Raw genomic sequence first — 22,629 nt, forward strand, 5'->3', positions numbered from 1 at the left:
AACCCGTTCAGGAGAGCACCCCCCATGAACCTCGAATTCACCCCCGAAGAACAGGCCTTCCGCGAGGAAGTCCGCGCCTTCATCGCCGAAAACCACCCCAAGGAACTGGGCGACTTCGGCATGCGCGAAGATATGACCCGCGAGGAAATGGTCGCGTGGCACAAGATCCTCGGGCGCAAGGGCTGGTCGGTCCCCGCGTGGCCGGTCGAATATGGCGGCACCGGCTGGACTCCGACCCAGCGCTATATCTGGTCGGAAGAAAACGCCCGCGCCAACACCTTCATGCCGCTGCCCTTCGGCGTCTCGATGGTCGGGCCGGTGATCTATACCTTCGGCAATGAAGAGCAGAAGGCCAAGCACCTGCCGGGCATCCGCAGCGGCGAAGTGTGGTGGTGCCAGGGCTATTCGGAACCGGGTTCGGGCTCCGACCTTGCCAGCCTCAAGACGACCGCCGTGCGCGACGGCGATCACTACATCATCAACGGCCAGAAGACCTGGACGACGCTCGCCCAGCACGCCGACTGGGGCTTCTTCCTGTGCCGCACCGACCCCACTGCCAAGCAGCAGGAAGGCATCAGCTTCATCCTCGTCGACATGAAGACGCCGGGCGTGGAAGTGAAGCCGATCAAGCTGCTCGACGGCGGCTACGAGGTCAACGAGACCTGGCTCACTGATGTGCGCGTGCCGGTCGAGAACCTGGTGGGGCAGGAGAACAAGGGCTGGACCTATGCCAAGTTCCTGCTCGCCCACGAACGCAGCGGCATCGCCGGCGTGGCGCGTTCCAAGCGCGGTATTGAAAAGCTGCGCGAAATCGCTGCGCACGAGACCCTGGGCGGTGAACCGCTGATCAAGGATTTCGACTTTGCCCGCAAGGTGAGCCAACTCGAAATCGATCTCGCCGCGCTCGAAATCACCGAGCTGCGCACTCTTGCAGGCGAGCAGGCGGGCAAGGGGCCGGGGCCGGAAAGCTCGATCCTCAAGATCAAGGGCACCGAGATCCAGCAGCGCTTGACCGAGCTGACGCTCGAAGCGGTCGGCACCTATGGCGCGCCCTATATGGGCGGGGTTTCGAACGACAATTCGAACGAGCACCCGGTCGGCCCCGACTATGCCCAGCACGCAGCGGCGGTCTATTTCAACATGCGCAAGACCTCGATCTACGGCGGATCAAACGAGATCCAGCGCAACATCATCACTAAGATGATCCTCGGTCTGTAAGCGCCAGAGGACGGGAGTTTTATCGTGGATTTCAACTTCACCGAAGAACAGGGCATGGTGCGCGACGGCCTCTCGCGGCTGGTGCGCGAACAGTATGACTGGGAAACCCGGCGCAAGGCGATTGCCAGCGCGGAAGGCTGGCGGCCCGAAGTGTGGGCGCAGCTCGCCGAGCTCGGCATCCTCGGCATGCCGTTCAGCGAAGCCGACGGCGGCTTTGGCGGCGGCGCGGTCGATGCGATGGTCATCATGGAAGAATTCGGCAAGGGCCTCGTGGTCGAGCCGTTCCTGCCGACCGTGGTGTGCGCTGGCGGGTTCCTGAAGCACAGCGGCACGGCCGCGCAGAAGGAAGAGCATATCGGCGCGATTGTCTCGGGCGCGGGCGTTTACGCCTTCGCCTATGCCGAACCGCGCGGGCGCTATGACTACGCCGATCTCGAAACCACCGCGAAGAAGGACGGCAGCGGCTATGTGCTGAACGGCCACAAGGCGGTCGTCATCGGCGCGCCCTGGGCCAGCCACCTGATCGTGACCGCGCGCACCGGCGGCGAGCGGCGCGACCGTTCGGGCGTTTCGGTGTTCGTCGTCGCCAAGGACAGCGCCGGGATCACCACCCGCGATTACGTGACAGTCGATGGCCGCCGCGCCTCGGAAGTCTATTTCGAGAACGTGTCCGTCCCCGCCGAAGCGCTGATCGGCGCGGAGGGCGAAGGGCTGGCGCTGATCGAGCTTGTCACCGACGAAGCCATCGCCGCACTGTGTGCCGAAGCCTGCGGGGCGATGAAGGTCGCCCACGCGATGACGGTGGAATACAGCCGCCAGCGCAAGCAGTTCGGGGTTCCCATCGGATCATTCCAGGTGCTCCAGCACCGCATGGTCGACATGTACACGGCTTACGAAACCGCGGTGTCGCTGACCTACCTCGCCACACTGCGCCTCGGCGCGTCGGACAAGGAGCGCAAGCGCGCGGTCTCGGCGGCGAAGGTCGGCGTCGGCCAGTCGGCAAGGCTGATCGGGCAGGAAGCGGTGCAGATCCACGGCGGCAACGGCGTGACCGATGAATATGCGATCGGCCACTATTTCAAGCGCCTGACGATCTTCGATTCCGAATTCGGCAACGTCGATCACCACATGAAGCGACACGTGGCGCTGGCCTGATCCGGCGGCGCGTCCGGCATCGCGCCGGGCGCGCCCCGCCAATTCCCTCGGCCCTCTCCCCTGTGGCCGATTGGCAACGTTAGCCAAGTCAATTGGCCCTGAGTTGCATTTTTGTTGCACCAACCCGCCGCTTGCGCGTTTGTTTTGCATCACAGCAAAAACAAACAGGGTGCATTCATGAAACTTCGCGCATTGCTTCTCGCCTCGCTCGTCATGCCCGCCGCGCCGGCTTTCGCCCAGGACGCGGCCCAGGCGGTCGAAGAGGCTGGCCAACCCATCGTCGTCACCGGCTCGCGCCGCGCTGACCGCACCGTGGGCGATAGTGCTGTTCCGATCGACCTGATCAGCGCCGACCAGATCAACAACACCGGCTTCACCGAAACCGCGCGCGTGCTGCGCGACCTGGTGCCGAGCCTCAACTTCCCGCAGCCTTCGATCACCGACGGCACCGACGTGATCCGTCCGGCAACCCTGCGCGGCCTTGGTGCCGACCAGACGCTGGTGCTGATCAACGGCAAGCGCCGGCACGCCTCGGCGCTGCTCAACATCAACGGGTCGGTCGGTCGTGGCACGCAGGCGGTCGACATCAACTTCATCCCGGCCTCGGCGATCACCCAGATCGAAGTGCTGCGCGATGGTGCCGCGGCGCAATACGGCTCGGATGCGATTGCGGGCGTGATCAACTTCCAGCTCAACAATGCCCGCGAAGGCGCAACCTTCAGCGCTACCTATGGCGGCTATGTGACCGCGATCGATTCCGTCCAGGAAGTCACCGGACTGGTGCTGGGCGCCAATGGTCAGCCCGTCCTCGCTGCCGATGGCACGCTGGCGGTGAACGATACCGGTCGCAAGCTCAAGGTCGAGGATGGCGCGATGCTGACGCTGTCGTCCAATTTCGCCCTGCCGCTGGGCGACGAGGGCTTCATCAACCTCACCGCCGAATATCGTGACCGCGATGACACCAACCGCACCGGTTACGACCGGCGCACGCAGTACAACATCGTCGGCGGCCTGCGCGATCCGCGCGAGCAGACCTTCGATCGCCGCTCGCACCGCTATGGCGATGCCCGCACCGAGGATTTCTCGCTGTTCGCCAACGTGGGCATGCCGCTCGGCGAGCAGGTCGAGCTCTATGCCTTCGGCGGTTACGGCGAGCGCCGCGGCAATTCGGCGGGCTTCTACCGTATCGCGTCTGACGCCCGCAACGTCGTGGCGATCTATCCCGACGGGTTCCTGCCGCTGATCACCTCGAAGTCGAAGGACTGGTCGGTCACCGGCGGCATCAAGGGCGAGATCGCCGGCTGGGACTTCGATCTCTCGTCCCAATATGGCGAGAACGCGATCGATTACCGCATCATCAACACGCTCAACGCCTCGCTCGGCGCGGCCAGCCCGACCGAGTTCGAAGCGGGCGGTCTGACCTATAACCAATGGGTCAACAACTTCGACATCAGCCGCGACATCGAAGGTCTGTTTGAACGCACGACGCTGGCCTTCGGTCTCGAATACCGCCGCGAATCCTTCCAGGTGAGCCCGGGTGAGCCCGACAGCTACCGTTCGGGCGGCGTCACGATCAACCAGAACAACCCGCTCAACACCAGCACCGCCGGCGCCGCGCCAGGTTCGCAGGTGTTTCCCGGCTTCCAGCCGACGATCGGCGGGGTGTCGGTGGTTGGCGTGAATGCGCGCAACAACTTCTCGGCCTATGCCGAACTCGATATCGACGTGATCGAGCCGTGGAACGTCCAGATTGCCGGCCGCTACGAAGACTATTCGGACTTCGGCAGCGACTGGAACGGCAAGATCGCGACCCGCTTCGAACTGGCCGACTGGGTGGCGCTGCGCGGCGCCGTGTCGACCGGCTTCCGCGCTCCGGGCGTCGCACAGCAGTTCTTCGCGGCGGCGGCGACCAACAACGTCGCGGGCGTGCTCGTCGATGCGGTGACGCTGCCGGTAGGCAACCCCGTGGCGCAGGCGCTCGGCTCCTCGCCGCTCAAGCCGGAAACCGCGGTCAACTGGTCGGTCGGCGCGGTGTTCACGCCGGTCGATCGCTTCAACCTCACCGTCGACTGGTTCCAGATCGACATTGATGACCGCATCGTGCTGACCGAAAACCTCACCGCCACCCGCGATGCCGCCGGCAATCCGAGTGGGACCGGATCGGGCCGTGCGATCGCGCAGATCCTCAATGACGCCGGTTTCAACACGATTTCGGCCGCGCGCTTCTTCATCAACGGGATCGATACCCGCACCCGCGGCGTCGATGCGATTGCCACCTACCGGATGGATATCGGCAGCGAGGGCAAGCTCAACCTGATGGCGGGCTACAACTGGACCGACAACAAGATCACCGGCCGCAACGCGGCTCCCGGTGCGCTCAACCAGGTGCCGGGGATCAACCTGTTCGGCCGTCTCGAATCGCTGCGGATAGAACAGGGTCAGCCGCGCGACCGCATCAATCTCGGTGCCGACTATTCGCAGGACTGGGCCTCGTTCACGCTGCGCGCCAATCGCTTCGGACGCGTGCTGGCACCGGGCAACGACGTCTTCACCGACCTCCCGATCGAAGCGGCGTGGGTGTTCGATCTCGAAGTGCGGGCCGAACCGGTCGACGGGCTGGAACTGGCCGTGGGTTCGAACAACCTGTTCGACCAGTATCCCACCGCCAACCCGGTCGGCGTGGGCCGTGATCCGGCCACGGGGAACCCGCGCAACTACTCGCCCAACAACTACTTCCTGCCGTTCTCGAGCTTCTCGCCGTTCGGGTTCAATGGCCGGTTTGTCTATGGCCGCGTAAGCTACCGCTTCTAAAGCCTTCGTCTACCCGCGCGCGGCGTGCCCGTTGGTGCACGCCGCGCGCGGATCAGACGCTCACTCCGAACAATCGGCCGACCCCGGCGGTCACTGCCATCGCAAAGGCTCCCCAGCCGACAACCCTCAGCACGGCCGGCACCAGCGGCGCGGCTCCGGCCTTGGCACCCAGCGCACCGAGGACGGCTAGCGACAGGATCGAAATCGTCACTACGGTGAGGATGATTGCGTTGGCCGGCGCGAGATAGGCTGCCAGCAAGGGCACCGCCGCTGCCGCACTGAAAGTCGCGCCCGAGGCGATTGCAGCCTGCAAGGGCCGGGCAGCGAGATGTTCCGACAATCCCAGCTCGTCGCGCACATGCGCCGCCAGCGGATCGAGCGCCGACAACTCGCGCGCGACAGTGGCGGCGGTTTCCGCGCTCAGTCCGCGGCTGCGATAGACGGCGGCCAGTTCTTCCAGCTCCATCTCGGGGCTATCGACCAGCGCCTCGCGCTCGCGTTTGATGTCGGCCTGCTCGGAATCGCGCTGGGAGGAGACCGAGATATACTCGCCCGCCGCCATCGACATCGCACCCGCCATCAGCCCGGCGACCCCTGCGACGAGAATCGGCTGCACCTCGGGCGTTGCAGCCGCCACACCGATGATCAGCGATGAGGTGGAGATAATCCCGTCATTCGCGCCCAGCACCGCGGCGCGCAGCCAGCCGGTACGATGGACATAATGCGGATCATCGGGATGCGCGCTCGGTTGGGTCATCGGATGGTCATCCTTCCGCTTGCCGTAAACGGGGCAGGCCTGTGAAAAATCGGCCGAATGGGGCGAGAATGCAAGCGGGCTGCGCTACGCTCCATGACAAAGATCACAAACCCGTCGCATTTGTCACATAGATGACATTTGGCCGACATATTGGCCGGGGCAGCCCAAGCATTTCCGCGGGCGTTGCCAAAGGTTGTTGATCCATGTCGTTTGCCGTCCGTGGCCTTTCTGTCAGCTTCTTCGCGCTTGCCGCTGCGGTCATCGTGCCGGCGCCGGCGATGGCCCAATCTGCCGGGGCGACCGCTCCTGCAGCACCTGCCGCAGCGCCCACCATCGCCGATCTTCAGCGCCAGATCGATGACCTGAAGGCGATGCTCGAACAGCTCAAGGCGGCGCAGGCCGCTCCGGCTCCGGTCGCTGCGGCCCCGGCGATGCCGGCTCCGGCTCTCGCGCAGCAGCAGCCCGCCCAAGCCGCACCCATCGGCGTTCCGGTCGAAAAGCCGATCGTCGTTGCCAATGCCGATCCCGCCCCGGCGGCCAAGCCCAAGCCCAAGGCATGGTACGAAAAGCTGCGCCTGCGCGGCTACACCCAGATGCGCTTCAACCAGATCGTCTCGGGCGATGCCGATGCGCCCGCCGGCATTTCGCGCCTGCGCACCATTGGTGACGGCGACGTGCGCGGCGACAGCAACTTCAGCTTCCGCCGGATGCGCCTGATCCTTCAGGGCGATCTCAACGAACACGTCTCGCTCTACTTCCAGCCCGATTTCGCCGCTGCGGTCTCGAACCAGTCGGTGGGCGAACGGCGCGAGGGCAGCGTCTCGCTGCGCGACATGTATGCCGACGTCTTCCCGACCGGCGACAAGGCTTTCCGCATCCGTCTCGGCCAGTCGAAGGTGCCTTACGGCTGGGAGAACATGCAGTCCTCGTCTAACCGCCTGGCGCTCGATCGTACCGATTCGATCAACACCGCTGCGGCCGGCGAGCGCGATCTCGGTATCGTCGCCTATTACACCCCGCCTAAGGTGCAGAAGATCTGGGATCGTCTGACGGCTGACGGCCAGAAGCTGTTCGGCAATTACGGCGCGTTTGGCTTTGGCGCGTTCAATGGGCAGGGTCTCAACCGCACCGAAGGCAATGACGGCGTAATGCTGGTCGGCCTCGCCACCTGGCCGTTCGAACTCGACGGTCTGGGGCTGGATGGCCAGGTGTTCGAGATCGGCGGGTCGGTGATGCATAACCGCATCCGCCCCGAGATCCGCACCGGTGGCCTGAGCCCGACGGCGTTCAAGGACGAGCGCGTGGGCATTCACGCGATCCTCTATCCGAAGCCCATTGGCGTGCAGGCGGAATGGAACTGGGGCACCGGTCCCGAATTCGTCCCCGCCACCGGCCGGATTGAAGAACGTCCGCTTGATGGCGGCTATGTCCAGCTGATGGGCAAGATCGACAAGTCGCCGGTCGGCCCGTTCTATCCCTTCGCGCGCTGGCAGTATTACCGCGGCGGGTTCAAGGCCGCGGTCAACGCGCCCCGTCTGGAAACCGAGGAACTGGAACTGGGCTTCGAATTCCAGCTCGATCCGGCGCTGGAAATCACCACGACCTACGGCTTTGCCTCGCGCAAGGAAGCCGACGAGCGCCGCTTCGGTCAGGCGGAAGGCCAGATCTTCCGCGTGCAGGCGCAGTGGAACTACTAAGCCTGCGCTAGCCGCGGCCCTTCCCCTTGGGGTGCGGCTTGGCGTAGGGCTTGCCCGGCGGACGAGGCTTGGCCTTGAACGGGCGTTGCGGGGCGGGGCCATTGGCCTTGCCCCGTTTCGCGTTCTCGCGTGCCGCCATGCGCGGCGGTTCGCTGGATGCCGCAATCGCGATATAGCCGCCGTTTTCCTCGCTCCCGGCGGTCGCCTCGACCGCATCGGCAAATTTGCCGGCGATCGCCCGCGGGATCTGGAAGAAGGTTTCCTGATGGCCGATGCGGATCGCGCCGATTTCGCTGCGGGTAACATGGCCGCGGCGACAGATCAGCGGCAAGATCCAGCGCGGATCGGCGTTCTGGCGGCGGCCGATGTCCATCTTGAACCACACCGTGTCCTCGAACCCTTCGCGGTGCCGCTCCTTTTGCGCGGCGCGCTGGGCTTCGAACGATTGCGCGAGCAGTTCCTCGGGCTCGGGCATCGCGGCGCGGTGCGCCTGCACCAGCATCGCGGCAATATCTTCCGGCGAGCGTTCGGCCAGCAGCCGCTGGGCCAGCTCGCGGTCGGTCTCGTTGATGTCGACCGGCTGCATCAGTTTCTCGAGCAGCCGCGCCTTGTCCTGTGCCAGGATCGCCTCGCGATCGGGCGCGGGGATCCACTCGGCGTTGATCTTGGCGTGATGCAGCATCGATTCGATGCGCTTGCGGCGCGGAAAGGGGACGATGATCACGGCCACGCCCTTCTTGCCCGCACGCCCGGTGCGGCCCGAACGGTGCTGGAGCGTTTCGGCATCGCGCGGGATTTCGACATGGATGACGAGGCTTAATGAGGGCAGATCAATCCCGCGCGCAGCCACATCGGTCGCCACGCACACCCGCGCGCGGCGATCGCGCAGGGCCTGTAGCGCCTGGTTGCGTTCCTGCTGCGAATGTTCGCCCGACAGCGCCACAACCCCGAACCCGCGTTCCTGCAAGGTCGCGTGAAGGTGGCGGACATTGTCGCGCGTGGCGCAGAACAGGATTGCGGTTTCCGCCTCGTGGAAGCGCAGCAGGTTGACCACCGCGTTCTCGATCTCGGAGGGCGAGACAGTCACCGCCTGATAGGCAATATCGCCATGCCCGCGCTCGCTGCCGCCGGTGCTGATCCGCAGCGCATCGCGCTGATAGCGGCGGGCGAGTGCCTCGATCGGGCGCGGCATGGTGGCCGAGAACATCAGCACACGGCGATTATCGGGCGTTGCGTCGAGGATTTCCTCGAGCTCCTCGCGAAAGCCCATGTCGAGCATCTCGTCGGCTTCGTCGAGCACCACTGCGGCGAGCGCCGAAAGGTCGAGCGCGCCGCGTTCGAGATGGTCGCGAAGGCGGCCCGGGGTGCCGACCACGATGCTTGCGCCCGCTGCCAAGGCGCGGCGTTCGGTCTGAGGGTTCATCCCGCCGACGCAGGTGGCGATCCGTGCCCCGGCCTGACGGTACAGCCAGTCAAGCTCGCGTGCGACTTGCAGTGCCAACTCGCGCGTCGGGGCGATCACGAGCGCCAACGGTGCCCGCGCCGGACGGATGCGCCCGTCCTCGCCAAGTAGTTGCTCGGCGAAGGCGAGGCCGAAAGCCACCGTCTTGCCCGACCCGGTCTGCGCCGAGACCACCAGATCGCGCCCCTGCGCTTCAGGCTCGCATACGGCGGTCTGAACTGGCGTGAGGGCAGTATAGCCGCGCGCGGTCAGGGCCTCGGCAAGGCCAGCGGGGAGATCGGGAAATGACATGGGGACAGGCTCTCTAGGGAGGAAAGCGGCGGCCCATACACGCTTCGGCGGTGTTTGGCTTGCGAATAAATGGCGCGGGCCAAGCCGGCGCCGGTCAGAACGACTGTGCGACCCGCAAGTTGATCCGCGGCGACCTGTCGTTGGTGTCGTAGCGCACCTCGGTGAGCGGCACGGCCACTTCAAGACCGAGATTGAGCATCGACGTTAGATCGGCGCGCAGCCCGCCACCGCTTGAAGCCAGCGTACCGTCACCGATCCCGCCGTTCAGGTTCGAGACTGTGCCCCCGTCGGCATAGGCGTAAAGCTGCAGGTTGCGCTCATTCCCCAAAGCGTCCGGCCAATCGTAGCGCAGTTCGCCGAACCCGGCGATGCCCTGATCACCCACCCGCTGGGCAACGTCATAGCCGCGCAAGAACATGCCTCCGCCCAGCGTGAAGCTTTCGCCGATCAGGAGCGGTGCGGACGAGAATTGGCCGCGTCCGGCAAGCGAGAGGCTCAGCCGGCTGGCGAGCTTGCGCTCCCAACTGGCCCACCAGGCAAATGTCGTGAAATCGGGTTCGGCATCGAGCCGCGAGGCCAGCGGATCGCCCATCTGTGTCGCGCCGAGGATCGAGAGACCCTGGGAAAGAGTCGCGCTGCCGCGCAAGGTGCCGCCTGCGAGCGGTCCGTAGCCATAGAGCCCTACCCGCGCGAGCGCGATCCGGTCTTGCCGGAACAGCGCGCCAAGCTGGTCCTGACGCAGATCTTGCAGTTCGCCGGCAGCGTCGATCCAGAGGCTGCGGCGTTGGGTCCGCATCACTGGATGCCGCACCCGGATGCCGCCCTGCCACGCCTCGCCGAGCAGCTGGAATTCAGCCAGATAGGCCCCGGGCCGGGTTTGCGAATAGGTGCCGAATGCTTCGACCCGCGTGCCGGCGTTGTTCACGACAATGCTGTAGCGTGTGTTGAAGAACGCGAGTTCGTTGGGATCGAGGGGCGCCATCGTATAGCTGAGATCAATCTGATCGCGCGGGGACAAGAGGCCGCTGGCATCCACATCGATCCGCGCGCGCACCGGGGCAACCGGCTTGGTCCCGTCGGTGCTGACCTGAACTGTGCCCCGGAAATCCTCGCGCCGGGCATCGACCACCAGCACGCGACGTGCGCCCTCATTTTCGAACCGGGTGGAGCGAATCCATGCACCGGGCAGATCGTCGGCCAGCAGCACGGCGCGTTGCAGGCGCTCAAGCGTGATCGGGCGCTGATCGATCAGGGTCTGGAGCTGGGCGCGCACCGCCGGATCATCCACGCCTTCAAGCCGGATTGCATCGATACCGCCTTCATCCACCCGGATGCGGAGCATGCCGCCGGTCAAGGCCTGCTCCGGAATCCAGGCTGTGGCGAGGATATAGCCTTGCTTGCGCGCATGATCGGCGACCTGATCGGTGAGTTGGCGCAATTCTGCACGTGAAAGGCTGCGGCCGGCATAGGGTTCGATCACGGCGGCAAAATCGCTGCGGCGAAGTGTGTCGAGCCCGTCGATCACGATCGAACCGACCTCGAGCGGCGGCACATCATCTGACGGCGCGGTTGCGTCAATCACCGGCTGAATGTCGATTCTGACCTGCTGTCTGACGGGCATCAGCGTGCGTTCGCGGTCGACCTGCTGCACGGGGTTCGTGCGGTCGAGCGCGTCCTGCGCCGCGACCGCCTGGCCGGACACCAGCAAAGGCACAACAATGATGAATTTTACCAGCCGCACGAACCCGTCACTTTTTTGGAATCGGCCTCGTGCTTAGGATCAAATGGTTAAACAAAATTCTGCGAAACCTTCTCTTAACCTCATGCGTCAACGAAGCGTCTGCTTGTGAGGCGTAAGGGCGCTGGATGAGGGGTATTCCTATGTCCAAGCTTTTCCGTTTCTTTCTTCCGCTGTTTCTGATCCTGTTCGGCAGTGTTCCCGCCTTTGCACAAGGCATGGACTGGACGATCAGCGAAGCGAAGGGCGCGGTCGTTCTCATCGACGCGCGCGGCGAACGCCGGGCCGAAACAGGCGCAATCCTTGCTCCGGGTGCAATCGTTCGCACCAAGGCGCAATCGAGTGCGGTGCTGGTGCGCGGGCGGGAATTCGTTACCTTGCGCCAGAACGCGCAGATCCGGATTGCGCCGCCCAAGCAGGAGCGCTCGCTCGTGCAGATCATTCAGGACTATGGCAGCGCGCTGTTCAACATCGGCAAGCAGGCTGATCCGCATTTCGGCGTGCAGACCCCCTATCTGGTCGCGGTGGTGAAGGGCACGACCTTCATCATTGCGGTCAATGATGAAGGCGCGACGCTGCAAGTGACCGAGGGCGCGGTTGAAGCTTCGACTCTTGATGGCGGTGCGCGCGAGCTGATACTCCCCGGCGCGGTGGCGATGATCGCTGCGAACGACAATCTGCGACTGGTGGTCGAAGGCGAAGGCGTTGGCCAGCGGGTCGTCGATTCGCCTGCCCGCAGCGAAAGCGCATCTGCCTCGGCTGCGGCTGCGCCCACAGCGGGGGCGAACGCGGTGTCTGATGGGTCAGCTACGCCTGCGTCAGCAGAACCGTCGTCCGAATACAGAAGCAATCGGATCGACGGCGTGATCGCCAGCAGCCCCGCCGACATTGGCAGCTATTCGGGCGGATTTGCCTCTGGTCAGGTGTCGGTGCTCGCGGCAGCGGTTGTGTCGGAAAACACGGCGCGCGGAACCGAGCCCGCATTGAGCAGCGATGGCGGACGCATTGGCGACACCAGCGAGGGCGCTGTGGCCGGAGTCACGCCGACGGATGTTGCTGCCCCCACGCCAGCCACCAGCCCGACCCAGGCGCCGGTCGCCCCTGTCGGTACGGCGGGTACTGGCGCGGGCGCAACGGCGGGGACGGGCACGGGCGCAGGAGCACGCGCCCCGTCCGGAGGCGCTGATACTCTCCGCGCTGGCTCCGGCACGCCGACCGATCCGCGCTCGGGTGGCCGCACCCCGCCGCGTTGAGGGCCGGAAAGCCGGGCTTGCCCACGTGCCAGACCTCTCCATCCTGATGTCCAAGCGGGCAGGGCCGCGCTTGCAGCCTGCCGTGGCAACGCTGGCCATGACGATGCTCGTGGTGCTGGCTGCATTTGGCGGCTGGTTCCGCGCGGCTGAGCAACGCCTCGATGCGCTGTCTTTCCTGCTCTTCGACCGTCCCTCGAGCGGACAGGTCCATGTGGTGGAAATGGACGCCGCCAGCATGGCCAGCGTTGGCAGCTGGCCGTGGCCGCGCGATCACTATGCGCGCATAGTCAGCCAGCTGGATGCTGCCGGGGTGCGCTCGATCAGCTTCGACCTCGATTTCTCGGGTACGTCCGAGCCCGACAAGGATCGCGCTTTCGCCGCAGCGCTGGCCCGCTCGCGGGTGCCTGTGGCCTTGCCGACCTTTGCCCAGAACGCCGGCTTCCAGGAGGGGCGTCAGCTCGATTCACTGCCGATCGAGCTGCTGCGACGCCATGCGCAACTCGCGTCGGTCTCGGTCATTCCCGATCCCGACGGCTTTGTGCGCCGGATGCCGCTGGGCACGATCACCGGTGGCACCCCGCGCCCATCGATCGCTGCACTGGTGGCAGGACGCTCTGGCACGGTGGGGCGGAGCTTTCCGATCGACTACGCGATAAGGCTCGACACCATCCCGCGTCACAGCTTTTCGGCAGTGGAGCGCGGCGCCTTTCAAGCCGACGCGCTCAAGGGCAAGGACGTGATCATCGGCGCGACCGCGATCGAGATGGGTGATCGCTACCCGGTGCCGCGTTACGGCGTCATTCCGGGAGTGATGGTCCAGGCGTTGGCGGCCGAGACGCTGCGTGGCGGGGTCCCGTCCTATGGCGGCTGGGTTGCCCCGTTGGCTCTCGTCGGGCTTTTCGGCCTGCTGGTCGGGAATGCCAAGCGACGCCGCGTCGTATTAGCGAGAGCCGCAATTGCTACGGTGCTGCTGTTTGCGCTTTGGGCTGCGGCGCGCGGTCTGTGGGGGATATGGTTCGAGATTGTTCCCGCGCTCGCGCTGGTTGCGCTGGCAACAAGCGTGCTGACCGCGATGATCACCCACCGCGCAGCAAGCCGCGCACGGCGGACCGATCCCGATAGCGGCCTGCCGAACAAGCTGGCGCTCGATTTGCTCCTGCGCGCGGACGAGCATCGCTACGTCATTGCAGCGCAGATCGAGGACTTCGATGTCATCAAGCTGACAGTCGGTGAAGACAATCTCGGCAAGCTGATGCGCCGCCTTGCGGAACGCCTCGGGAGCACGATGCCGCAGACGCGCATTTGCAGGATCGAGGACCGGATGCTGGCATGGGCCACGCGGCAGGAAATCTGCGATCTGGAAGACCAGATGGCGGCACTGCGGGCGGTGATGTCGAGCCCGTTCGAGATTGACGGCCGGCGGGTCGCTGTTGCGCTGACCTTTGGTGTGGCGCCGGCCGATGGTCCCTTGCCCGCCGTCTACGCGGCGCAGGCGGCTGCCTTCGCCAAGCGGTCGGGCAAGCAGTGGCGGCTCCACGCCGAAGGTGAGAGTGAAGCCCTCGCCCGGCAGTTTTCGCTGCTTGGCGAGATCGACGATGCCATGAGCGAAGGCCAGATCCGGGTGCTCTATCAGCCCAAGCTCAACATCGCCACGGGCCAGATCGACGCGGTCGAGGCACTGGTGCGTTGGCACCACCCGGAACGCGGGCTGATCCCGCCGGATCTGTTCATCCCGCTGATCGAGGAAAGCGGACGGATCGATGATCTGACGCTGCACGTTATGGCGCTGGCGATCGAGGACATGCGCCGCTGTTGCGATCTGGGGCTTGTGATCCAGGTTGCGGTCAATGTCTCGGCGCGGGCGCTGGGATCGGATGCTTTCGCAGGCGAAGTGCTGGCGCTGCTCGCGCGTACAGGCGCGCCGGCGCACAGGCTTACCTTCGAGCTGACCGAATCCGCCAAGTTCGAAGATACTGACAGGGCCATCGCTATGCTCGCTGCCTTCCGCGAGGCGGGGATCAACATCGCACTCGACGATTACGGGACTGGCCAGTCGACGCTGAATTATCTCAAGGTCCTCACTGTGTCCGAGCTGAAGATCGATCGCAGCTTTGTGCAACACGCCCATGTTGATCGCGGCGATGCGATGATGGTGCGCTCGACCATCCAGCTGGCGCACGAGCTCGGCATCAAGGTGGTGGCCGAAGGGGTGGAGGACGAGGTCTGCCTCGCGTTCCTCGAAGCCATCGGCTGCGATTACGCACAGGGCTATTTTGTCGGACGGCCGATGACGGCGGAAGATCTCGTGGTGGCTGTCAAGCAGCCCGCCATGATCGCTGCCTGACGCCTATTCAGGCTCCGCTGCGGCGAGCATATCCATCAGATTGCGCGCGGCCTCGCGGTCTTCCTCGTGCTCGAAAGCGATGTCGAGATCGGGTGCGGAGCCGAGCACCAGCAGCAGCGTCCACAGTGCAAAACGCGGGCCGCGTTCCTGCTCAAGCCCGAAATCGACCTCCATCCGCTCGATCCCGGCAGACAGGGCAGCAGGCGCCACCTCGCCCAATTCGCGGGTGCCGAAATAGCGCTGGAGAAGGTCGGCCATGTCCATCGCGGCGCTCTAGCCTTGCAGCAGCACTTCGTCGAGCGGCAGGCGTGCGCGGGCGAAAGGCGGGCCGTCGCGCCGCCCGATACGGAAGGCGCTGACCAGCCGCCGACCTTCGCCCACGGGATAGTCGATCGCCAGCATCGCTGCGGTCGGGCGATGGTCGGCCAGCGCAGCGAGCACGTTGGCGCCGAAGCCCGCCGCATCGATTGCGAGCCAGAAGCGGTGGAAGGCGCGCCCGCTCTCGAACGGGTCTTCGTCCGCCGGACGATGGAACAGCGCGACACCAGCGGCATTGGTGAAGCTTTTGGCCTCTGCCAGCAGCGCAGGAGCAAGGCCCAGCGCGGCGAGCGGGCGGAATAGCGGGCCGAGCACCGCGCCGGCGGCGGTCGCCTCCAGTCCTGAAAGCTGCATCGCCGCTGCGTTAAGTCCGTCGCGCGACCAGCCGGGGTGGCTTGGCTTCAACCGCATCCAGTGACGCAGCTCGGCCCGGAACCGCGCCTCCTCCATGATCGCGAAGCTGGCTGCATCATAGCGCGCCGCCAGATCGGCAATCGCGGCGGGATCTGTGATCAGGATGCGGTCATCGCCCGCAAGGGCTGCCACGCCGGCGCGATCATCGGGCGAAGGCGGCGTGAAGTCCCCGCGCCACGAGGCCCGCTCGGACAGCACTGGCAGCAACGGATCGGGCTTTCCCCGGCCCTTGAACGTCAGCCGCGCAATTGCGTGCAACCGGCCGTGCATGCCGCTCAACCGCTCGACATGGGTGGTCAGCTTCTCGCCCGAGGCAGCGATCGCCACGCCCTCTGCCGCTGCGCCGAGGCTGATGGCAGCATCATTGCCGCGCGGATCGCCCACCGACAGCCTGCGCGACGGATCTTCCAGCAGGATCAGCGCGTCCCCGTCGATCTTCCAGCGCGCGGGCTGGACATTGTGGACGCTCGGCGATGCGAGCGCCGCCGCCACCAGTCCGCGCAGCCGGTCAGGGTTTATCTTGGTGCTCATGTCAGTTCCTTGCGGAACAGGTGGAGCTTGTGCAGTGCCCGCCCGCCCAGCTTTTCAACTTGCCTGAGACTGGCCGGATTTTCATCCGAAATCCACGTGCCGCCGACGGTTTCGTATCCTGCTGCCTGCACGCGGCCCAGCGTATGCGCGATCATGGCGCCCATGATCCCCTGGCTGTGCGCCGCCCGGGCGACCGAATAGAAGATCAGCACCGCGCGTTTGCGGTTCATCCGGTAACGCAGGAAGTGCCACGGCGTGGAAAGGCCAAAACGCGAGCGGGTGGCTTTCAGGAAGCCGTTCAAGTCGGGGATCGCGATGATCACGCCGACAGGCTGGCCGTCGCGCTTGAGCACCGACGACAGGCGCGGATCGAGGATCGTGCTCAATTCGCCCGCCTGGAACTGGAATTCCTCCGGCGTCAGCGGCACGAACATCGGGTTGTCGTAGAACCCGTCATTGAGCAGCTGGCGGGCCTCTTCCATCCGTTCGGGGAAGGTCGATTTCTTGATCGGGGCGAATTCGAACCGTGCCGGATCGAGCGGCGGCACGGGCACGCTGGCGCGGGTCAGATCGACCTCGAAGGTAGTCATCGGGAAGTAGGGCGCAAAGCCTGCCGCCGCGAGCATCCCCGGCAGCCATGGCGCGCCGACGATCATGTCAGTATAGGCCTGTTCACCGAAGCCGCCGGTCATAACACCGCATTGCTGCATGGCAGTGAGGTTGAAGTTGCCGACCAGTTCGTCTGCGCCCTGTTCGCGGGCAAAGCCTTCGGCAGCGGACAGCAGCATCTGTCCAGCCTCGGGGTCATCAGCGCAGTCGAAGAACCCGAACTGCGCGCGGTTCCAGCCCCAGCGGGTGTTCGACTGGCGGTGCAGATGGGCGATGATCCGGCCGATTGCGCGGCCATCGCGGTGCACCGTCCAGAAGCGGAAGGGGTTGCCCGAGAGCCAGAGCGGGTTCTTGGCCGGATCGAGCATCTTTTCGACATCGCCCTTCATCGGCGAGACGTAGCCGACGCTTTCGGGATAGGCGTTGAACGGCGCGTCGAAGAAGGCGCAGGCGTCGCCTTCGCGCAAGGTGAGGGTCATGGGGCATGCTCCAGCAGGCGGGCGACAATCGTGAGTTCGTCGGTCAGGCGGTCGGCATTGAGCGCCCCGCCCGATACGGCGAGAAAGCGCGGCGGGCTTTGCGAGAGGCGCAGCAGGTGGCTCGCGCCGTAGCGGCCGAGCAGTTCGCGCGCGGCGCCATCCAGCGTGTCGTCCACCTGATCGGCGGGGATGCCAATTACGGGCTTGGCGGCGAGGGCGGTGATGATGTCTTCGGGCAGATCGGCGAGCGACCCGGCGGTCACCGGCACGCCGCTCGCCAGCAGCGGGTGGGCGGCGAGGATCGCGGCCTCGTCTGGCCCGGCGCGTGCGATAGGGGCGATGAGCCCTGCATCACGGCTGGCGGGATCGGCGAAGCGTTCGATCAGCAGCGCCAGCGCCGCGCCGCCCGCTGCCGTCGCCGACAGCGCAGGCGCGAGCGCATCGGGCGCAGCGAGGAGCCGCGCGCCAAGCGCGGCAAATCCGCCAGCCCCCGCAGCAATCGCGACATCGCCGAGCAGCCGCAGCGGCCGGCTCGCCTCGCCCGCCAGCCGCGAGCAGGCCAGCACGAACACGAGCGCCGCAAACGGCCCGCCGCGGAACGGCAGATCGGGGAAGAGGCGCTGGAAATCGGTCGCCAGCAGCGGCACGGCGATGGCAAAGGCCAGCGCCAGCATATCGATCGCGCGCCGCTCCGCGAGCGAGACCGCGCGGCGCTCAACGATCAGATGCACCAGCACGGCCGCCATCACCGCCGCCTGATACAGCGCGAGCGCGATGATCGCAGGGCCGGTCCAGACGAGGCCCAGCGTCACCGCCAGGACCGAAAATCCGATCGCCCCGCCAAGCGCCAGCAGCTTGAGCCAGCGGGCAGCGTGGCGGCGCACCAGCTCTTCGGCCAGCCGCAAAGTTGCCAGCGGCAGCCACGCGGCGACCACCATGATGCACGCCACCACCACACTCGAAGGGAAGGCGGCGTTGGCGAGCCGCAGCGCGAGCAGCAGCGCGATCAGGGTCAGCACGATCCGCAGGTGTCCGGCCACACCGCCGCCGCCCGCGCGCCGTGCCGCCTGCGCGACACCGGCCCGCGCGACGAGCGCGGCGATCAGCCCGATGGCCGTCAGCAGCGCGCCGATAGCGGTCATTCGGCCAGCAACTTCGCCATGAACCGCCGGACCAGCGCGCGCTTGGCAAAAGCCAGCGGGGCGGGGAGCGGGCGCTCCGTCTTCATCGCGTGGGCGTTGAAGAAATAGCCGCGATAATCGGTGCCGCCGGGGCGTGAGAGGATCACCCGGATCGCCTCTTCGGCCATCAGCGTGCCTGCCATCGTCACCATCGTCGAAAAGCTGAAGCGCGAACGCTTGCCCGACGCGACCTCGCCCGCGACATCAAGGTCGACATATTTGTGGCTGGAGGAGTGCACCAGCACATATTCGATCTCGCGCATCAGGCATTCGACGCCCATGTCCTTGGTGATGCTCTGCCACGGCACGCCGATGGTAGGGTAGCCGAGCCGTTCTTCGAGGCGCGGGTCCTGCGGGCGCACCACGGTAACCGAGGGCAGGGGCGAGGCATAGGCATCGATCAGCGTGCGCCCGTGGGTGCGGCACTGGCGGTAGTATTCCGCGCCTGCCGCCGCATCGTCCGTCCCGTTGATCGCCACATCGACGCGCGGGAGAATATCGGGCAGGGCTTGCGTCCATTCGCGGCCCAGCACCTCGATCTGCAACTCCGGGTTGATCTCCAACGCCAGCCGCGCGGCGGCTTCGGCCTTGAGCTCGCCGATGGTGTCGGCACGGCAGAACAGCTGGCGGTTGAGGTTCGAGACCTCGAACACGTCGATATCGGCGATCACGAAGCGGCCCACGCCCGCGCGCACCAGCGCCATGAAGGCCGCGCCGCCCATGCCGCCGACGCCGGGGATGAACACGGCGGCCTCGCGTAGCCGCGCCTGTTCGGCCTCGGTCACGAAGCCGCGGTTGCGGGTGGTCATTTCGGCATAATCGAATGCGGTCATCATTGTGCTCACGTTCTCGCCCGCAGGCGGCCATAGGGGCGGGCAGGGTCGAGCCACTGGATCACCGGGGCGAGCAGCGCGCCGGTCAGCAGCACGATCGCCTGCACGGCAAGCTGCGGCAGCGCCGCGCGCGGCACGCTGCGCGACAGGAAGCGTCCTCCCGCAGCGAGATCGAGCGCGCCGATCTGCAACACATCATCCCCGCGCGCGTAATCGAGCTGCTCGCGGCAGAAGGCGTTGAAGGCCTCGTGCCGGTGCTTGGCGGCGACTTCGAAGGTCTTTTTGAGGTTGTCCGACCCGCCGGTATAGGCGTTGGTGATCACCTGACGATCAGCATCGAAGCCGGCATCCTCGCCCACGCCGAAGGCATGGCGATGCGCCCGCATGATCTGGTGGGCAAGGTGGCGGTGGGTGAAGGATTGCGGGGTGCGCCCCTGCGCCGGAAAGACATTGCTGAATGTCTCGGCCACCATCCCGACAACGGCGGGCACCTGCGTGACGCTGCTCACCCAAAGGGGCCGCATCCCCTGCCGCAGGAACAGCGCAAAGCAGGTGAGGCCGTAGAGGATCCAGCTGAGCCCCCCGCTGCGTTCGGCCGGATCGACCATGACGAGCCCCAGGTGCAGCACCGCCTCGCGCTGGCCGCCGCGCACGATATCGAGCAGCGGCATGGCGTTGAAGGCGACCGGCTGGCCATCGCTGGTTCGGGTGACAAGGGTTATGACGCTGCGCGACCAGGCCGCGCCGTCTTCTGCGAACAGGCCGTAGTCGAGCAGCTCGCCCGACAGGCAGGCACGCACCACGGTTTCGCATTGCTGCTTGAGCTGCGCGAGGCCTTCGGCAGGCAAGGTCGCGCCGGGCCGCTCGACGATCCACACGCGGTATTCGCGGCTCGCATTGAAGCTGACCGACAGCGTGTCGCCGGCAATCGCCTTCAGAACATGGAACACGTGCGCGACCCCACCGGCATGACCCCTGCACGCGAGACTAGCGAAAAGTGGTTAACAGGCAACTGCAGAGGGTTGCGAGGCGCTCAGGCGGTTTGGCGCACGGTCAGCTGCGGGGGCAGGACGAGGCTTTCGGTCTGCTCGCCCGCCATGCGGCGCAGCAGCAGGTCGACCAGCCCGCGCGCACCTGCGCCGATATCCTGCCGGACGGTGGTGAGCGGCGGCACGGTCTGGCGGGCGATCGGCAGATCGTCGAACCCGACCAGTCGCACGTCGTCGGGCACTGCAATCCCGCGTTCGCGCAGCGCGGTAAGGCACAGCGCGGCGAGTGTGTCGGTCGCGGCGAAGATGCCGTCGACCCGGCCCGCGATGGCGGCCATGTGCGCCGCGATCTCTTCGCTCGCGCGGTCGGGCGAGAGGTGGGTGGGCAGGGTGATGATTGGCGGCAGGTTCATTCGCCGAACCACATCATCGGCCCCGGCAAAACGCGCGGCGAATTCGATCGCGGTGGTATCGCCGAGGAAGGCGATCTGCTTGGCACCCGCAGCGACCAGGCGTTCTGCCGCAAGCCGACCGCCGAGCCGGTTGTCGGTGCCGACTACGCAGTGGCGCTGGCCTTCGGTGTGGTTGCCCCACACCACCATCGCATCATAACCATCGGCCACGTCCTCGATCCGTTCGAACTGGTCGGACTGGCCGATTACGATGACCCCGTCGATCATGCCGCAGCCGATGAACCGGTCGAGCCAGTCGGGATCGGTCTCCGGCACCACGCGGCGCAGCATGAGGTCATAGCCTTCGCGGGTCAGCTCGTCGGCGAGGAAGCCGAGTAGCGTCATGAAGAAGGTGTCGGAAATCTGCTGGCGGCTGTCATGGCCGAGCGGGATGACCACGCCGATCACCCCGGTCTTCTGGCGGCGCAACCCGCTCGCCATCTGGTTGGGGCGGAAGCCGTGTTCGCGCGCCAAGCTGACGATCTTGTCGCGGGTCTTGGCGTTGACGAGGCTCTTGCCGGCCAGCGCGCGGCTGACCGTGCCGGGGGAGACCCCGGCCAGCCGAGCCAGATCGGTAATGGTGCGCACTGTCGTGCGCGTATTCCTGTCGTCCTGTGCGGACATGCTTGCCCCTAACCGGTGACCAGCCCCTGTTCGGCCGGGCGGCGGTGCCCGGCGTCGACCAGCAACGTAGCCAAGGCGCCCGCCAGCATCAAGGCTCCGCCGAGCATCAGCACATTGCGCGGGTCGCTGCCCAGCGCCGGGCCGTAGATCAGCGGCATCGTCAGCGTCTGGATCAGCATCGGCACAACGATGAACAGGTTGAAGATGCCCATGTAGATGCCGTTGCGCTGCGGGGGGATGCAGTCGGCCAGCATGACATAGGTGTTGCCCATCATTCCGGCCCAGCCGATGCCGATACCGAGCATCAGCACGAACAGCGCCGCGGGCGTGCTCGCACCGGGGATCAGCAGCATCGCGACGCCCGAAGCGGCAAGGCAGGCTGCATGGGTGTGCCGCGCGCCGAAGCGCCGCACTACGGGGATCAGCACCAGCGCGCCGAGGAAGGCGATGAAGTTGTAGAACGCCCCCGCCTGCTGGGTGGTCAGCGTCGCCTCGCGGAAGGCTGCGCTGGCGGGATCGCTGGTGTTGTACATCGTGCGGCCCACCGCGAAGGTGATGTACTGCCAATAGGCGAACATCGCATACCACTGGCACAGCATCGCGCCCGCCAGTTGCTTCATCGGGCGCGGCATATCGCGCAGCGCATCGCCGATTTCGGCGATCGTCGCGCGCACGGTCAGCGGCTTTTCGGCGAGCTCGGCCTGTTCGGCCTCGGTGAGCGGCAGCTCGGGCACCCGGAAGACCGACCACACGATGGTCGAAATCGACAGGATCGCCCCGATCACGAAAGCGATCCGAACGATCACCGGAATGCCGTTGGCATCCAGCACATCGCGCGCAACGAAGGCGGTGAGCAGGCTCGGCGCGAGATAGGACAGCGTCTGGGCAAGGCCGGTGAAGGCGCTCTGGGTCAGGAACCCGACCGATCGCTGATCCGCTGCCAGTCGGTCGGCGACATATGCGCGATAGGGCTCCATCGTGATGTTGTTGCCGGCATCGAGGATCCACAGCAGGCTCGCCGCCATCCACAGCGCGCTCGAATAGGGCATCGCGAACAGGCTGAGCGTGCAGATCACCGCGCCGATCAGGAAATAGGGCGTGCGGCGGCCCATGCGGGTGTTGGTGCGATCGCTCATCGCACCGATGATCGGCTGAATGATCAGACCCGTCATCGGCCCGGCCAGCCACAGCAGCGGCATGGTCGCCTCGTCTGCGCCGAGGAAGCCGTAGATCGGTCCCATATTGGCCTGTTGCAGACCGAAGCTGAACTGCAGCCCGAAGAAGCCGATGTTCATCTCGATGATTCTGAGCAACGAAAGCCGCGGCTTGTTCGCCATGTCGTGCCTCTCCCGATCCTGTCCCATATGCCGGTCTATGCCGTGCTGTGCTATCCGAGTGACACGTTTGAGGGCAAATTGCAAACGATTGCATTTTTTCTATTGCAATCGTTTGCAATCAAAGTAGGCAACGCTG

The 22,629-nt window shown here is 65.9% G+C and carries 17 protein-coding genes; 6 read left to right on the forward strand and 11 right to left on the reverse strand.

The window, feature by feature from the left end; genetic code table 11:
- Positions 1 to 24: 24 nt before the first annotated feature.
- The 3 genes from BG023_RS05735 (at position 25) to BG023_RS05745 (ending at position 5,184) form a co-directional block, all read left to right on the forward strand.
- Entirely contained in the window at positions 25 to 1,218 is a 1,194-nt protein-coding gene (locus BG023_RS05735; RefSeq protein WP_069309601.1) for an acyl-CoA dehydrogenase family protein, read from the forward strand.
- Positions 1,219 to 1,242: 24 nt separating this feature from the next.
- The gene (locus BG023_RS05740; protein ID WP_069309602.1) at positions 1,243 to 2,373 is read left to right on the forward strand and encodes an acyl-CoA dehydrogenase family protein; all 1,131 of its coding nucleotides are present in this window, start codon (positions 1,243 to 1,245) and stop codon (positions 2,371 to 2,373) included.
- Positions 2,374 to 2,550: 177 nt separating this feature from the next.
- Positions 2,551 to 5,184 (forward strand): TonB-dependent receptor plug domain-containing protein, encoded by a 2,634-nt coding sequence (locus BG023_RS05745; RefSeq protein ID WP_069309603.1) that lies wholly within the window; start codon positions 2,551 to 2,553, stop codon positions 5,182 to 5,184.
- Between the two features lie 52 nt (positions 5,185 to 5,236).
- Here the strand turns inward: BG023_RS05745 and BG023_RS05750 are convergent, their stop codons facing one another.
- Entirely contained in the window at positions 5,237 to 5,941 is a 705-nt protein-coding gene (locus BG023_RS05750; protein ID WP_069309604.1) for a VIT1/CCC1 transporter family protein, read from the reverse strand.
- 278 nt (positions 5,942 to 6,219) lie between these two features.
- Here BG023_RS05750 and BG023_RS05755 point away from each other — a divergent pair, with 278 nt between their 5' ends.
- Positions 6,220 to 7,638 carry a porin gene (locus BG023_RS05755; protein ID WP_069311162.1) on the forward strand — a complete coding sequence of 473 codons (1,419 nt, stop codon included), beginning with the start codon at positions 6,220 to 6,222 and terminating at the stop codon, positions 7,636 to 7,638.
- A 7-nt stretch (positions 7,639 to 7,645) separates the two neighbouring features.
- On the opposite strand, the gene BG023_RS05760 is transcribed toward BG023_RS05755, so the two are convergent.
- Both BG023_RS05760 and BG023_RS05765 read right to left on the reverse strand, forming a co-directional pair.
- Positions 7,646 to 9,391: a DEAD/DEAH box helicase gene (locus tag BG023_RS05760; protein ID WP_069309605.1), complete on the reverse strand. Its 1,746-nt coding sequence runs from the start codon at positions 9,389 to 9,391 to the stop codon at positions 7,646 to 7,648.
- A gap of 94 nt (positions 9,392 to 9,485) precedes the next feature.
- Entirely contained in the window at positions 9,486 to 11,132 is a 1,647-nt protein-coding gene (locus BG023_RS05765) for a ShlB/FhaC/HecB family hemolysin secretion/activation protein (RefSeq protein ID WP_150122804.1), read from the reverse strand.
- A 140-nt stretch (positions 11,133 to 11,272) separates the two neighbouring features.
- On the opposite strand from BG023_RS05765, the gene BG023_RS05770 reads away from it, so the two are divergent.
- Positions 11,273 to 12,382 (forward strand): FecR family protein, encoded by a 1,110-nt coding sequence (locus BG023_RS05770; protein ID WP_069309607.1) that lies wholly within the window; start codon positions 11,273 to 11,275, stop codon positions 12,380 to 12,382.
- A 46-nt stretch (positions 12,383 to 12,428) separates the two neighbouring features.
- Complete coding sequence (locus tag BG023_RS05775) at positions 12,429 to 14,726, forward strand: putative bifunctional diguanylate cyclase/phosphodiesterase (protein WP_069309608.1); 2,298 nt, start codon at positions 12,429 to 12,431, stop codon at positions 14,724 to 14,726.
- A 3-nt stretch (positions 14,727 to 14,729) separates the two neighbouring features.
- Here BG023_RS05775 and BG023_RS05780 read toward each other — a convergent pair whose 3' ends face one another.
- From BG023_RS05780 to BG023_RS05815, 8 genes are all read right to left on the reverse strand, one after another.
- Complete coding sequence (locus tag BG023_RS05780) at positions 14,730 to 14,990, reverse strand: hypothetical protein (protein ID WP_069309609.1); 261 nt, start codon at positions 14,988 to 14,990, stop codon at positions 14,730 to 14,732.
- A 9-nt stretch (positions 14,991 to 14,999) separates the two neighbouring features.
- Positions 15,000 to 15,989, reverse strand: a complete 990-nt coding sequence (locus BG023_RS05785) for a hypothetical protein (protein ID WP_069309610.1) — start codon at positions 15,987 to 15,989, stop codon at positions 15,000 to 15,002.
- Positions 15,986 to 17,077: a GNAT family N-acetyltransferase gene (locus BG023_RS05790; protein ID WP_069309611.1), complete on the reverse strand. Its 1,092-nt coding sequence runs from the start codon at positions 17,075 to 17,077 to the stop codon at positions 15,986 to 15,988. Before BG023_RS05790 ends, BG023_RS05785 begins: the two co-directional genes overlap by 4 nt.
- Complete coding sequence (locus BG023_RS05795) at positions 17,074 to 18,219, reverse strand: hypothetical protein (protein WP_069309612.1); 1,146 nt, start codon at positions 18,217 to 18,219, stop codon at positions 17,074 to 17,076. Before BG023_RS05795 ends, BG023_RS05790 begins: the two co-directional genes overlap by 4 nt.
- Positions 18,216 to 19,094, reverse strand: a complete 879-nt coding sequence (locus tag BG023_RS05800) for a HesA/MoeB/ThiF family protein (RefSeq protein WP_069309613.1) — start codon at positions 19,092 to 19,094, stop codon at positions 18,216 to 18,218. The genes BG023_RS05795 and BG023_RS05800 overlap by 4 nt, the downstream gene beginning before the upstream one ends.
- Before the next feature lie 5 nt (positions 19,095 to 19,099).
- Positions 19,100 to 20,041, reverse strand: coding sequence for a hypothetical protein (locus BG023_RS05805; protein ID WP_069309614.1), 942 nt, complete (start codon positions 20,039 to 20,041; stop codon positions 19,100 to 19,102).
- Between the two features lie 83 nt (positions 20,042 to 20,124).
- Positions 20,125 to 21,156, reverse strand: a complete 1,032-nt coding sequence (locus BG023_RS05810; protein ID WP_069309615.1) for a LacI family DNA-binding transcriptional regulator — start codon at positions 21,154 to 21,156, stop codon at positions 20,125 to 20,127.
- Positions 21,157 to 21,164: 8 nt separating this feature from the next.
- Positions 21,165 to 22,493, reverse strand: a complete 1,329-nt coding sequence (locus BG023_RS05815) for an MFS transporter (protein WP_069309616.1) — start codon at positions 22,491 to 22,493, stop codon at positions 21,165 to 21,167.
- Positions 22,494 to 22,629 lie beyond the last annotated feature (136 nt).

The sequence above is a fragment of the Porphyrobacter sp. LM 6 genome (assembly GCF_001720465.1).
In the GTDB taxonomy this organism is placed as follows: Bacteria; Pseudomonadota; Alphaproteobacteria; order Sphingomonadales; family Sphingomonadaceae; genus Erythrobacter.